14 protein-coding genes are annotated in these 15,180 nt (G+C 35.8%); 7 read left to right on the forward strand and 7 right to left on the reverse strand.

Going from position 1 to position 15,180, the window contains the following annotated elements:
• Positions 1-11: 11 nt before the first annotated feature.
• From I6751_RS01680 to I6751_RS01700, 5 genes are all read left to right on the forward strand, one after another.
• Entirely contained in the window at positions 12-1,019 is a 1,008-nt protein-coding gene (locus I6751_RS01680) for a glycosyl hydrolase family 18 protein (RefSeq protein ID WP_196590157.1), read from the forward strand.
• Between the two features lie 20 nt (positions 1,020-1,039).
• Positions 1,040-2,407: a hypothetical protein gene (locus I6751_RS01685; protein ID WP_196590156.1), complete on the forward strand. Its 1,368-nt coding sequence runs from the start codon at positions 1,040-1,042 to the stop codon at positions 2,405-2,407.
• Between the two features lie 23 nt (positions 2,408-2,430).
• Entirely contained in the window at positions 2,431-4,149 is a 1,719-nt protein-coding gene (locus I6751_RS01690; RefSeq protein ID WP_196590155.1) for a polysaccharide deacetylase family protein, read from the forward strand.
• 298 nt (positions 4,150-4,447) lie between these two features.
• Entirely contained in the window at positions 4,448-5,239 is a 792-nt protein-coding gene (gene folP, locus I6751_RS01695) for a dihydropteroate synthase (protein ID WP_414153167.1), read from the forward strand.
• A 268-nt stretch (positions 5,240-5,507) separates the two neighbouring features.
• Positions 5,508-6,107 (forward strand): hypothetical protein, encoded by a 600-nt coding sequence (locus tag I6751_RS01700; protein ID WP_196590153.1) that lies wholly within the window; start codon positions 5,508-5,510, stop codon positions 6,105-6,107.
• 34 nt (positions 6,108-6,141) lie between these two features.
• On the opposite strand, the gene I6751_RS01705 is transcribed toward I6751_RS01700, so the two are convergent.
• Both I6751_RS01705 and I6751_RS01710 read right to left on the reverse strand, forming a co-directional pair.
• Entirely contained in the window at positions 6,142-7,518 is a 1,377-nt protein-coding gene (locus I6751_RS01705) for an MFS transporter (RefSeq protein ID WP_196590152.1), read from the reverse strand.
• Positions 7,518-8,102, reverse strand: a complete 585-nt coding sequence (locus tag I6751_RS01710) for a cysteine hydrolase family protein (protein ID WP_196590151.1) — start codon at positions 8,100-8,102, stop codon at positions 7,518-7,520. Before I6751_RS01710 ends, I6751_RS01705 begins: the two co-directional genes overlap by 1 nt.
• 106 nt (positions 8,103-8,208) lie before the next feature.
• On the opposite strand from I6751_RS01710, the gene I6751_RS01715 reads away from it, so the two are divergent.
• Positions 8,209-8,805 (forward strand): TetR/AcrR family transcriptional regulator, encoded by a 597-nt coding sequence (locus tag I6751_RS01715; RefSeq protein WP_196590150.1) that lies wholly within the window; start codon positions 8,209-8,211, stop codon positions 8,803-8,805.
• A 106-nt stretch (positions 8,806-8,911) separates the two neighbouring features.
• Here the strand turns inward: I6751_RS01715 and I6751_RS01720 are convergent, their stop codons facing one another.
• A complete protein-coding gene (locus tag I6751_RS01720) occupies positions 8,912-9,373 on the reverse strand; it encodes a DUF441 domain-containing protein (protein ID WP_231037763.1) in 462 nt (153 codons plus the stop codon).
• A 14-nt stretch (positions 9,374-9,387) separates the two neighbouring features.
• Positions 9,388-9,576: a hypothetical protein gene (locus tag I6751_RS01725; protein WP_196590149.1), complete on the reverse strand. Its 189-nt coding sequence runs from the start codon at positions 9,574-9,576 to the stop codon at positions 9,388-9,390.
• A 130-nt stretch (positions 9,577-9,706) separates the two neighbouring features.
• Between I6751_RS01725 and I6751_RS01730 the strand changes: the two genes are divergently transcribed.
• Positions 9,707-10,600 (forward strand): LysR family transcriptional regulator, encoded by an 894-nt coding sequence (locus I6751_RS01730; RefSeq protein ID WP_196590148.1) that lies wholly within the window; start codon positions 9,707-9,709, stop codon positions 10,598-10,600.
• A 92-nt stretch (positions 10,601-10,692) separates the two neighbouring features.
• On the opposite strand, the gene I6751_RS13975 is transcribed toward I6751_RS01730, so the two are convergent.
• The 3 genes from I6751_RS13975 to I6751_RS01740 all read right to left on the reverse strand — a co-directional run bounded on the left by I6751_RS13975 (position 10,693) and on the right by I6751_RS01740 (position 14,691).
• On the reverse strand, positions 10,693-10,824 hold the full coding sequence (locus tag I6751_RS13975) for a hypothetical protein (RefSeq protein WP_269140826.1): 132 nt from the start codon (positions 10,822-10,824) through the stop codon (positions 10,693-10,695).
• 47 nt (positions 10,825-10,871) lie between these two features.
• Entirely contained in the window at positions 10,872-11,573 is a 702-nt protein-coding gene (locus I6751_RS01735; protein WP_196590147.1) for a type 1 glutamine amidotransferase, read from the reverse strand.
• Between the two features lie 265 nt (positions 11,574-11,838).
• Positions 11,839-14,691, reverse strand: a complete 2,853-nt coding sequence (locus I6751_RS01740; protein ID WP_196590146.1) for an FAD-binding and (Fe-S)-binding domain-containing protein — start codon at positions 14,689-14,691, stop codon at positions 11,839-11,841.
• Positions 14,692-15,180 lie beyond the last annotated feature (489 nt).

Below are 15,180 nucleotides of genomic sequence, written 5' to 3' on the forward strand. Positions count from 1 at the left end.
GGTGAAATAAGATGAGTTTTTCCAAAACCAAATTTAAATATTTTATAGGTTCAATTTGCTGTGCAAGCCTCATATTTTTTGGCTACACGGCGTGGTGTGCCACCAGACCCATGCCATACAGTCCACCAGAAAAAACAGCGTGGCTTGTTTACTGGGATGCACAAAGCGGAACAGAAGAGCTAAGCACCACTGATAATAAATATACCGGCATTTCATATTTTGCCGCTTATTTTAATGACAAGGATACTCTATTTATTCCCGATGGATTTAAAGAGGAACAAACACTGAACCGGACCAAATTTCAGCCTCAATATGAATATCTGACAATAGTCAATGATATAGCCGGTAAAAATAAAAACTCATTCAAGGATATCGATGTGGTAAAAAGAGTACTTGATGGTGATGCAAAAAGAATAATCCACGCCAGAGAGATTATTGAATTAGCACAGGCTAACCATTGTAATGGCATCGATCTCGATTATGAACAAATTTTTAAAGACCAAACAGCTGCTGACGATTATATTAAATTCATAAAAATACTTTACGACAAGGCTTCTGCCCAAAACATAAAATTACGTGTCATTTTAGAACCATCAGTCAAATTTTCTGACTATGATTTTCCTAAAGGTCCTCAATATATTGTCATGTTATACAATTTGTATGGATTGCACAGCGGTCCCGGTCCCAAAGCCGACTTTTCTTTTATTGAAAATACAGCTGAACGAATGAAATCGCTGCCGGCTCCGATAGGTGTAGCTTTTTCAGCGGGTGGATGCATCTGGGGAGACAATGGACAAAAAAGATTTATTTCTGCCCAGGAGGCTAAATCTCTGGCGCAGGAAAATCACGCATCACAAAAACGTGATGCTAAAAGTAATGATATTTATTTTTCATTTACAAAGGATAATGTAAATTACACTGTTTGGTATGCCGATCAAGAAACACTCAAAGAATGGATTCAGAAAGCTAACCAATTAGGATTACATTCTATTAACATATGGCGATTAGGAAATAATTAGCAAAACATCAGGAGTTTATTATGAAAGTTTTTTTAACATCACTATTTGCATGTACGTTTTTTATTTTTACACCACTAGCACCTGTATTAGCGCAAGAAAATTCCGCATCAATGGACAGAAGTCCTTCAATATCTAAAAAATACAGTGATGGAGCCACAGGAACAGAACTACTCGAATTATATAAAAGACCTGCCCCATCATGGGTTTATGATAATTTTAAAAAATTAAATGAGGCAGGTTATTTATCTGGAATACCCTATAACGATTTAACCCATTTAGATAGACAAGAAGCGGCCATATTAACAATGAGAGCTCATAATAATTATTCAATTTTAAATACGAATATATCCAATAACGTTATATTAGCAATACTACAACCTCTATTGAAGGAATTTCATCTGGAATTAGATGCACTTGGAGACAGTCAGTCAGCTCAAAATGAAGTAAAATCAACTAAAACTTCAACTGTCAATATATGGAATATTCCTAAAGGAAAATGGGATGTATATGGAGAAATCCGCTATAGCCAAATGTTAAACAGCAGTAACAATGATAGATATAATTGGAATGATCAAAGAATACGAGCACGCATCTACGGTGATAAACCACTAGATGATATCTGGATGCTACGTACAATGGCCGAAACCGATAAAAGCCTTTCTTCGCATAATTTTTACAATAAAAGTTATGATGGACATGTCAAATTAAAGAGAGTTTATCTAAAGGGCACTCCCTATATTGGAAAAGCACACATTCCTGTGAACACAGAATTAGGTTGGACTAGTGCTTATTTATCAGAAGGCAATGTATTGGATAGTAGCTTTCACGGTATAAAACTTTCCACTAATGGGAATAATTATGATGATAATACTTGGCTATATTCCATGGGATATGGGAAAATAAATAATGATGATAATAACTTATTTTATGGCGAACTTTTTTATAATGCATCAACAAATATTGTCTTAAATAGCAACTTTTACAGTTGGGACAATTATGGAAAAAAAGATAATATTTATTCTGCCAGTGTAAACTATTACATAAAAAACACAAATTTAGGGTTCATGTTTTTAAATGCTAGTGAAAAAGATGCAAATAATAATGGTACAGGTTATGTATTTACTATTCGTTTAGGCAAAAATAAATCGTCTATTTTAGGAACACATGAACTTACTTTTAAATATTATGATATGGCACAATACACATATATAAATCATACTATGTCAGGTCTGTGCGGGTATATGAATGGATTTAATGGTTACGGAATAAATTTCTACTATACCATATTCCCCCATGTCAAACTTGGGATTGAATACTATGATCTTAAGGATAAGCTTACAAATGATAATATACGAACACTTTGGAACGAAATCACTTACGAGTTTTAATAATTTATACAGGAGAATTCCTCATGAATAATTTTTCATTGCGCAGAATATTTACTTTTATATGTTTAATTAATATTTATGCTATTTTTTTCACCGCAAATGACACTGCATATGCTCAACAAATTAATTATGCAACTTTACGACAAAAAAATGGAGGTACAGAAGCTGAAGAAATTAAAATGATCCATACAACAGAACCTTCTGTCTGTTTTACTTTCGCCGGATTGACAAAACCTAATGTAGTATATGATATACTTACACGTTTAAAAGGAATGAATGCTAAAGGTACTTTCTTTATAATGAAAAGTGACATAGATAAAAATCCTCAACTTATACAGTATATAATCAACAGTGGTAATGAAGTTGGCATTGGATTACCCTCGCTAAAAAATACTAATTTTGACGCTATGTGTTCAGAAATCAACTATATCCAATCTCATCTAGCAGCAATGGGAGCAAAAACCAATGTAGTCATGCAACCTTGGGGTACAGTTACACCTGAGACTCGTGAAGCTGTTTCAGCAATGGGATGCCAGCTTATAGGCCCTTATATCAATATAATTAATTCAAAACAAAAAAAATACACTAATCCAGAAGATGTCATAAATGAAATATTTGGTAAATATATGTATTCTATGGGACGTGGATGGGTAATTTTTTTCCGATTAAATTATTATGATGATGACTCATTATGTGGAAAAGTGATGGAATTGCTTAAACGACGAAAAATAGATGTTGTGCAATATGTGTCTACTAATGACGATCCCAAAAGTAACATTAAAAATGATTCTGCATATAGTATAAATGGTGTCATCGAAGTTTTAAATAACACCCATTATCGCTATGAATTTTCCCAAAAATCTCAAATTCCTATACAATTACAAGACGACTATAATCCGATGATTGAACAAAAAATATCATTTAATGACTATATAAAAAAGCGCTATATAGGTAATAATGAAGTCGGTCCAAAAGGTGATGCCTTAGGTTTTAGTTTAGCCGAATTACGCAACTTAGATACCAGCGGAAGAATACATACAAATAAACCTGTTATTTTTTTAACATTTGATGACTGGGGTTCTGATGTTTCCATAAATAAACTATTATATGTACTTCGCAAACATAATGTGAAGGCAACTTTTTGCATACTAACAAACAATGTTACTAACAATCCAAATCTTCTAAGAGCAATTGCTGCAGATGGACATGATATAGCATCTCATTCTGACAAGCATATTCCTATGACTCAACGAGATAAAACTACTAATAGATTGATGCCATCTCCTCAATCTTATAATCAATATATTAATGATTTAAAAACTGCATATACAAAACTAGAAATGATAACAGGTAATGTTGTATTTAATGGTCATCCTGTATTGACAAGATATTTTAGACCGCCAACACTTTATATTAGTAAAATGGGATTTAAATCTCTTTATGCTGATGGATATGAATACATCGTATCTGGCTCATATAGCACAGACGATTTCAGGCAACCATCCTTAGAAAGCATGATAAGTGCCATAAAAGCAGCTATATACGCTGATGGTAAAGTAATAAAAGGTGCTGTTCTAGTTATGCATATGAGTGATTATGCAGCATATACTGCCACAGCTCTGGATATGATATTGACAGAAAATGATTTACGAAAAGATAATGATCCTGCAAAATTTATAACTTCTAAATTATCAGATTACCTAACTGATAATTATGATCAATCCAATTTCAAAATAAAATGAAGAAAATAGTTCTGTAATCTTACGGAACTATTTTAAATACCATGCTGAATTCTACCAATGGCAAATCGTCTCTTTGTCTTGCCGCGCTCGGTCATATCGATACTCACTTTGATGTAATGAATAAGCATTTTTCATACCGTGTTGTCGCAGAAATAAACGCTGCACAATAAAAAATATATATAAACAATCATTTTTGACATATTTCAAAAATGTACATTGTGGTATATTAGGGTATAATTTAACTTTAAGCAAATTACGCTAAAATTCTTATCAAGGAGTGACCATTTTGCCATACAAAATCCCTCATATACTAGGTATCGTTAACATTACTGAAGACAGTTTTTCCGACGGCGGCCTGTATCTTGATCCTGCCAAAGCTATCAAGAAAGCCCGGCAGCTTTATCAAGCTGGTGCCGATATAATTGATCTGGGCGCAGCATCCAGCAATATCAATACCACCGCAGTCAATCCCACAGAGGAAGTACACCGCTTAAAACCCGTAATCACATATCTAAAAAAACAAAGCATTCCTATCTCAGTAGATACTTTCAAGCCAGAAGTTCAATTATATGCCTTAGAAGCCGGTGTCGATTATATTAATGATATACAAGGATTCCCCCATCCGGAAATTTATCCGCAGCTTGCCCAATCAAATGCCAAATTAATCGTCATGCACTCCGTACAGCGTCTTGGCCCGGCGACTGTGATGGAAACCAGTCCTGAAGAAGTGTACACGGGTATACTTGACTTTTTCACACAGCGTATTGCCGCCTTAGAAAAAGCCGGTATATCATCTAAGCGCATTATTCTTGACCCTGGCATGGGCTTTTTCCTTGGTGCTGATCCGACCGTATCTATTTATGTACTAAAAAACTTAACAAAACTGAAAGACTATTTCAAATTACCCATATTGGTTGGTCTTTCACGAAAATCTTTTTTGAGCCGCATTACCGGTACCCAAACAAATGAAACGGGACCTGCCACACTCGCAGCAGAGCTTTATTTAGCTAAAGTCGGCACGAATTACATCAGGACTCATGATGCCGAAGCTTTAGTAAATGCTATTAAGGTAACCAACTGCCTAATCTGACTGCTATCTTAAACTTACAAAATAATTTTTATAAGGACTGTCACACAAATGGTATTGACCTCATAAAAATGCGATTCTCCACTGCTTTTTCAATGATAAACAAAGGCAGCTCGCATATTTATGAATGAAAATGTTTACGTGCGATAGTCCTTATAATTTTTTGCATTAAAACAAAAATCATACTACAAAAATATTATTATTTGATTTATAATATATACATTGTTTATTATCGGTCAATACTTTTAACCTCAGCAGGAAGGTGCATACAATGAATGAATTATCACTTTTTAAAATAGGAAATTTTACTGGCGGTGATCAAGAATGGTTTACCGATTACTGGATGAAACTGGGGGGCTGCGGTGCTGTCACAGCTTGTGATATTTGTATCTATTTTGCTATGTTTTTCAATAAAACCGATTTATACCCATTCAATTTAAAAAATATGACTAAAAGTGACTATATAAAATTTTCCCAAGTCATGAAAGATTATCTTTCACCCCGTATCCACGGCATTAATACATTGGAAATATTCATTGACGGACTGCAAAAATATCTTTTCAACCACGGTGAACAATCCATACAAATGAAAGGGTTATACAGCAGCTGTTCATTATCAGAATTCAAAGCTGCCGTACGTAGGCAAATTGAAAAAAAACTTCCTGTGCCTTATTTAAATTTAAAACATAAAAATCATGCTTTCAATGATTATGTCTGGCATTGGTTTTGGTTAGCCGGTTACGAAGAATTTAATGATATCATGATGGTAAAAGTCATCACTTATGGAACCTTCCGCTGGTTGTCATTGAACAAACTCTGGGACAGCGGCTATAAGCAAAAGGGTGGCATAATTTTATTTAATCTGGACTAAATTATTCAAGCCTTAATTTCTCTATTTTTTTATCCTATCTGCTTATTTTTTTATCCATAACCGTTAAAATCAAACTGACAAGACTTGTCATAATTATCAATAATGCTATTGTCCGCATTCCGGCGTCTGTTACTGCCGGAGTAAATACTGTACCAATTAATGCTGAAGATCCTATTGAACCAATGTATCCAAAAGTACGAAAAAGTCCGGCTGTAACTCCGATATTATTTTCTGAACTTTGCATGTATAATGCTGTTTGATTGGCACTAAGCATAAGCCCCATAGCAATACCAAACAAAAACGTAATAAACGTTATATTATATAATGCAGTCTGAATGTTTGCCATTAATATTGCCAACGAAGCAAAAACTGTTAATATTGACGATATAATCAATGGTTTTTTCACCAAATTACGTTTGGAAACGGGTTCCACGACCAGAGCAGATGCAACGCTCATTGGCAGCATCAATAAACCTATATATGCTGGTGAAACAGCACGTGTTGATTCCAGCCACGTTGTAATTCCATACAATACCGTATACATGCACAACGTCATTAACATAAAACGCAGGTAAGTGCGAGTCAATGCTAAATTTGAAAGAAACATTTTTACGTCAATAAATGGCCGTTTAATTCTTGTTTCCCATTTTATGGCGGCAATAATCAGACAGCCTGATATTGCTAATATTTTTATTGATATTTCAGGCAGGGAATACAAAAACATCAGCAACGAAATAATTATCAAGGTGAAATATACAATTCCTATTATATCTATGTCATAGATAATTTCTTTTATATTCTTGATCTTACATAGATTGCCATCCCGCGGTATCCACACTGCTACCATAATCAATGCTGTCATAGCAACAGGAATATTGACTAAAAAAGTCATACGCCATCCCCATGTATCAAGCAAAAGTCCTCCTATCGGCAGTCCTATTGCTGCTGTTGCTACACCGGTGACTTGCAGCCATCCCAATACTCTCCCCGGAGGAGCCTGCAGTGCAGCTTTTTTAGTGCGATCATGAATTATCAGCATCGCTGACGGATATGCAGTTGAAGTTCCAATACCGATAAAAATACGTGCTATTATCAACATGGTAAAATTATAACCGGCTCCACCCAATACCCCACCAATTAATACCATGACAATCCCACATAAAAATATGCGCCGTGGACCAAATTGCGTGGAAAGCCTACCTGCAGTCGGTTGAGCAATCGAACTGGTCAAATAAAGGACTGTTATAAGTAATGTTGCTTTTGATGCAGAAATATGCAAACTCAAGGCTATTGGCACCAATGCTGTAGCTATTATTGAACTGTTTATCGGATTTAGTGTCGACCCCATATATAATGGCGTCACAAATTTCCATGGAAAGGGATCAGCTTTATACAATTGATTGTCAGCCATTATTGTTCACTTTCAATGTGCAGATTTTTAATCCAATCATCTACCGTTAAAACATCAGCCTGTCGGGGAAATATTTTTTTCATAAGTACCTGCTGTACTTCTGCGTCTGCATCAAAACATGCATCTTCAATCACCTTCAAATTAAAATCTTTATCAAAAGCTTCACGCACAGTTGACAAAACCACCCCACTGGTGGATATTCCACAACATATAAGAGTATTGATCTGCTGTGAACGCAATATTATTTCCAAGGTACTGCCAGTAAATGCACTGATTCTATATTTTGTTATTATTAGTTCTCCACAATTAGGTTTACAGCTTTCACAAATATCTGTTTCCAAGTTGCCAAGCAGCATTTTTCCTGTCTGATTTATTTTTGAAAAGGCTTTATTATTTGGACTTATTTCGGGATATCCTACACTAAACCCCACTCTGATAAAAATAACTTGAATATTATTTTGCCGCGCTGCCGTGATAGCTTTTTTAACCGGCAATAATTTATTTTTATCTTTAATAAACTGTGCCACTATGCCATTTTCCATATCCATGACGAGCAATGCCGCCTTAATATATTGTTTTTTCATTCTTGAATACTTCCTTTTGATAGTTTATTATTAAATGGAGATATCTCCTTATTAATATAATAAGTGGAGATGTCTCCATTTGTCAATAAAAATTTAAGGATAATCTATGAATAAAAAATTTATTAACCAAAACAGACCAGAACGTCGCGATGCAGCACAAAATCGCCAACGCATTTTAGATGTCGCTATTAAATTATTTAAAAAAAACGGTGTCGAACAGGTCAGCATGAACCAAATAGCAATAGCTGCCCAAATAGGACCAGGTACACTCTATCGCCGCTATCACAATAAAAGTGAACTGTGTATGGATTTAATAAAAGACAATATCGACTTACTTTTTAATGATATCGACAGATATTTATCTGATAATAGGGAAACATCTCCTGCACAGCGGTTGCGTGGATTATTAAAACTATTTATACATTTCAGAGAAACTAAGGCTCAATTGCTTGCAGGCGTGGAAAGCACTCCAGCAGCATCGAACAACCACACACAAAAAAGTCCTATATATAACGAATTACATAAATTATTTGTCACTTTATTTGAAGAAATGAATAATCAGCACACAACTGATAGTATCTTTGCTGCGGATATGTTGTTAGCCGCCTTAAGCAAAGATTTCTATCGCTTTCAAAGAAATGTGCGGGGATACTCTCCCAGTAAAATTTTAGAACAGCTCTGCCTAATGTTCAGCAAAAGATAACTAAAGAGTTATAGAACAACTCAAACACCGCTTTTTTATATAATTTTTTATTTAAATGACATTGTACTGGCAGAAAATTTTTTAAAGTTATTTATGGTCATGTTTACTAATTCCCTATTGTGAAAAACTGCATGATAAAATAAGTCAAACCTGCCGCGATGAGCGGCCCAACAGCCAGGCCATGAAGGAAAAATACGCCCAGCATCGTACCGATGACAATTGCTGCAACTACTTCGGGTGATCCGTGGAGTAGTCCGCCTCCATACCCGGCTGTCGCTGCCGTAAAAATTCCTGCCGCTATTGCTGCAAGTCCCAAAGGAGTTTTAAAAGAATCCATTATGGTTTTAAAAGTGATATCGCCAGTGGCAATTGGCATAAGAAGTGCTGCCGTCATTAATATTATTCCCCATTTCAAACCATGTACAGCAAAAATATGCATAAATTCTGTTACACCCAGCAATTTCAACACGATAACAATACCTGCAGCGTATACCACAGTAAGATTATGCCCCACGAGACTACTGATAAAAATAACCAGCAGCACTATATAACCGGAATCCATCATCATTCCCCCATAGATTTTTATTCAAGATAATCAAAAAATTTTGCATTATATGAAACAATATCAGTATGCTCCAATTTAAGCGGATATTTATGACAGTATTCATAATTTTTACAGCATCTTCTGGCACGCTGCATTTTTTTATTGCGATAATCATTCAACTGTCTCAATAGTACTTCTTTCATATTAATCGACCAACATCTCTGCATAATAATCATCTCCAATTATTCATCTCACATTCATTATGGCAATAATTGCTTTTAAATGGAAATACTTTTATAGTATTTATATATAGTTTTTTACTATATATAAATGTTGATATTAAGGAGTATCTGCATTATGACTATTATTCAAATGAAATATTTTTATGAAGTATGTCGCTGGCAAAACATTACTAAAGCTGCAGAATATCTGCATGTGTCACAACCCACTGTAAGTGTCGCAATGCAGACTTTAGAGGCTGAGACTGGTCTGAATCTTTTCCGACGCAACGGTAAAAAACTTTTTGTTTCTAAAGATGGCAATATGCTGCTGACAAAAATACGTCCGCTGCTCGAAGAATTGGATCAACTGCAGCACACAATCAATGACATGTCCCACCGACGCAATCATATTAGGATTGCATTACCCCCACAGGTCGGCAGCTACGTCATTCCTTTTTTGCTGGGAGATCTTCGTCGAGCCCATTCAGAAATCATACTGGAAATCATCGAGATAAGTACTGCTGATTCGCTGCAGTTACTCAAAAATGAAACCATTGATATGGCTATAATCAATTATACGCATAGCAGTGATGATTTTCTCTATCATCATCTGGCTACTTCAGAATGCTGTTTTTGCACTTACGCCGGGCATCCTCTGGCAGAGCAGATTTCCATTTCCATTAACGCATTGAAAAATGAACCTTTGGTGATGCTTGATACCAGTTTTAATATAACACATCTTATTTACCGTGAATTCGCCAAAGAAAATCTTCAAATGAAAATAATCCATTACTCTCCTCATCTATTTACTATTAAAAGCCTTGTACAGCACAAGATAGCTTCTACCTTTCTGATGCGTCATGCCGTCTCCCCAGGGGATAATCTGATTCCTCTGTCATTGGCAAAACCACTATATCTTGAGACTGCCATAGTCACTAAACGTAACAGGCAAATCTACGCAGATGAACGTTTAATCATTAATTTTATTAAAAAACTTTTTGATAATGCTGCAATTCATGACAATAATTAATATTAATTACAATGAATTGACTTATCAAAAAAAGAGCTGCCGCATGTAAACATTTCATTCATAAATATGCATATTCCATTTCTTGTCCGTTTTTAAAAAACGGCAGCGATTTGCATCTTTATGGGATCAATGGTATTATGTGACAGCTCTCTTTCAAAACGATTCATTGGCATCAGCTTCAATCCGGCAGCTATGCCAAATTTGTTATGCAGATATAAACTCACTCGTACAAATTATTTCATACCATATTTTACTTATCGGAGACCCATTATTATTCATACATTTTTTTCAATTGGGTAAGAAACATATTCATCCATTTATTATCCTGCTTTATATACTCAGGATGTGCTGCTACCTCTTCCGGCGTCTGAACATAAGTTCCAGGTATCATTTCGCCGGCACAATTCTTAATAAGTCCATTGACGATTTCAGCCGTATTTTCCAAATGATATTGAAAACCAAACACCCGTTTTTTGTAAACGAAAGCCTGGTGTTCACAAGCAGCACTTGATGCTATGCACTCTGCTTTTTGAGGAAGTTCACTAAAGGTATCGCCATGCCATTGAAAAACAATTGGATTTTCCGGGAAAAAAGAAAACAAAGGAGACTGTCTTGCCCTTTCGCTCAACCGTATCGGAAACCAACCAATTTCCTTACAAGGATTAGCAGTCACCTTACCACCAATCGCGTCAGCCAGTAACTGGCCGCCAAGGCAAAGTCCTATGACAATCTTACCTGCTGCAATACTTTCCTTGATAAATACTTTTTCCTTAGCAAGCCAAGGATAATTTTTTTCGTCATAAATATTCATCGGACCACCCATGATCACGAGCCAGTCAAAATCTTTTTGCCTTGGCAAAGAGTCACTTTGATATAATTGTGTACTGCTCACAAAGCAATTGTTTTCTTCTGCCCACGTAAGAATACTGCCGGGATTTTCAAATGGTACATGCTGCAAATAGTGTATTCTCATATTTTCCCTACCTCTCATCTTTTTTTCAGACGGCAAAGTTTAAATTATTTTACCATAATCGCTGATAAAATGCCGACTGCCTTACCTGATAAAACATATGCCAACATATTTTATCATAATGAAATTATAGCATAGCTAAATTTAACGAACAATAAAAACACATTTCCCCATCATTCATTAAACCGACTATTCATCGAAAAATAATAAGAGCACCTGTCACTTACTATTTAAAAGCAGAGCAACAGGCACTTTTGTTAATCATTTATTATTTTGCGCACTCGTCAACCAAATAGGCAATGGATTGGTAACAAATGCCACTTTTCGCTGCAAGTCCCACTTCACAGGTTCGACTATTTGAATAGCCATGTTTACAGCCAGCCGGAATTGCTTCATTCAAATGTTCTAAAGCCGATTCATTCAGTTCAGGAATTTTAAATCCCTTATCACCGGCAAAGCCACAGCAATGAACTTTTTCCGGAATGATTACTTTGTCGGCGCACGCTTCAGCAACATCCTTAAATTTTTCAAACATCCCCATCTTTCTGGAACTGCATGTAACATGGAGCATAATAGTTTCTGACGATTTTTTTATATTCAACTTAGGTAAAAGAAAATCATGAATAAAATCCACTGTATCATAAATCTGAAGATTTTTCCCCATGACTTTTTTCATACGATAAACACAGGGACTGGTATCACATAAAATAGGATATTCTCCATTGTTACTACAGCCAAGTAACAGTTTCTCCAGTTCAGCACTCATACGATCTGCCGCTTCAAAAAAGCCTTCACTTTCAAACGGCATACCGCAGCAATATTTATCCATATTATCCGGCAGTATTACTGCGTAGCCTGCTTTTTTCAGCAAAGATAGCATTACATCACTAACCTGGCGTTTATCATCATCCAATTTAGAAGGCCCCATCATTCGTGTTACACAACTAGGATAATAAACCACTTTTGGTTTCTGCGTATCGTTTTCCGATATCGTTTGTTGTGGTGTAGCACCTTTTTTCGGCATCCATTTTGTCCAGCGGGGAATTTTCCCACCGCTGGCATCTCTGACTTTTTTTGCAATATATTCCATAGCAGTCGTTCCCAATACCGAATGAGCTGCATTGGCTCCAGTTAATCCAAATTTCATAAAACTACTTACACCAGCAAAATGATTAGTTATAAAATCTGCCGTATTTTTAGCACTGTCAGTAGCCGCCAATGAACGTTCATGTTTAGTAAAATCACCCGTATTGATTGAAACAGGACAAGACAGCTGACATAATCCATCTGCTGCACAGGTTGCTTCACCGAGATATTCATAAGCTTTTTTAAATTGGTTCAGCAAATTCGGACTTTTCCCTGTGACGGTCAGGCGGGTAATTTCCCTTTGTGTAGCAATTCGCTGCCGCGGTGAAAAAGTCAGATTATGCGATGGGCAGTTGACTTCACAGTAACCACACTCTATACATTTATCAATTATCCCATCTGTTGGCAGCATTGCTTTAATATTTTCAACAAATAAATTACCATTTTCCGTAATAATTACATCTGGATTCAATATATCGTCCGCATCAAAGGCAGTTTTTAATTGTTTCATTAGTTTATAGGCCTTTTTACCCCATTCCATTTCGACAAATGGTGCCATATTGCGGCCCGTACCATGTTCAGCTTTTAACGAACCATTATATGTTCCTACAACGAATGAACAGATATCTTCGATGAACACTTTATATCTTTGTTTATCCTCTTTTGAACTAAATGACTGTGTGAATACAAAATGGACATTTCCATCCAGAGCATGACCATAAATGATTCCATCACCATAGCCATGTTCATCCATACATTTACGTAATGTCATTACTCCATCTGCCAATTTTTCTTTTGGAAAAGCAATGTCTTCAATTATAACTGTTGTGCCGATTTCCCGTATTCCGCCGACAGCCGGAAATATTCCCGCCCTAATTTTCCAAAGTTGTTCATATTCTTTTCTTACATCAGTAAATTCAATTGGTTCGAGCACTTTAATATCCGATAATTTTTCTTTTACCTGCCCTATTTGTTCATAAAGCGTCTCATTATCTTCAGCCCGTATCTCCACTAACAAAGCAGCAGCCTGCTCTGGTAATGTTTTTATATAAGACGGCACTCCGGGTTCATCTTCAACGGAGCGCAATGATACCCTGTCCAAGAGTTCTGCTGCCGACACCAGTGGTCTGTATAGTTTCATGACTGCCAGACAAGCAGTATTCATATCAGGAAAAATCATTAACGAAGATGCCTTATATTTATTGTCTAATACAGTTCTATACGTTATCTCGGCGATAAGCGCCAGTGTTCCTTCTGATCCTATCAACAGATGTTTTAAAATGTCGATCGGATCATGATAATCAACAAATGCGTTCAAACTATAACCTGTGGTATTTTTTATCTTAAACTTATGCTTTATTAATTCCCTAAGCTTATCATCTGACTGAACTTCATCTCGCATAGTCTGCAATTCTTCAACTAATTTACTATGTTCACTTTCCCATGATTTTCGCGACTGTGCATTGGCTGTATCCAATACTGATCCATCAGCAAAGACTACTTTCATATCCTCCACTGTTTTGTAGCTGTTATCTGAGGTTCCGCAGCACATACCGCTGGCGTTATTAGCTGCCATTCCACCAATCATTGCATGATCAATAGAAGCAGGATCCGGACCAATTTTGCGCGAATATGGTTTCAGATATAAATTAGCCGCTGAACCGATTATTCCCGGTTGAAGAGTAATTCGACTGCCATCATCATCTATTGAATAACTTTGCCAGCCTTCAGATATAACTACCAGCACCGAATCAGTCAAAGCCTGTCCACATAAACTTGTTCCGGCTGCCCTAAACGTAAGCGGTATTTTCTGTATAGCCGCTTCCTTGATCAAAGAAGAAACTTCTGTAATATCTCTCACTTGTACCACAATTTTAGGCGTTATCCGATACAGACTGGCATCTACACCATAAGCATATCTTCTGACAATATCTGTAAAAATACGATTCTGCGGTATATATCGCCGAATATTGTGATAAAACTCTTGGTATGGTACAGGCAAATCATTATCGTTATTTCTATATTTTAGTGCCATAAGATGATCACCCTCCTTATTTGACCTTCCGGCATCCATAAAATGTATAATTAATTTATTGCAGCAAACCGCCCCACCATAAAACTCTGTCCTAAACATCTGCAATCTAAGCTTAAACATTTTTACCGTGCCGTCAGCAATCTTATACAATTTATATGATAACTTATTATCAAAACACGTCAACACCTATGCAAATTGCCTTGAATAATCAATAAATTTGTTTTTATAAGTATATGCTTTACAGTTTTCCTTATTTGACATTTTCTTGAATACCCAGCAATTATTTTTCAACTTTTCCAATATTTCCAAAAGCCTTATATATAAGCTATCTGCAATTATATTTATAATATATTCATATTTTTATTGATTCTTTTTGAATTACGGCTATTATTAAGTATTTACTCCCGCTTAATATAAAAACATGGCCGATTTTATGAATAAAAAAGCATGATTGTCTGCAATAAAAATCATATAATCAACTGCAGGCAA

The organism is Pectinatus frisingensis (assembly GCF_015732285.1).
Taxonomy (GTDB): domain Bacteria; phylum Bacillota; class Negativicutes; order Selenomonadales; family Selenomonadaceae; genus Pectinatus; species Pectinatus frisingensis.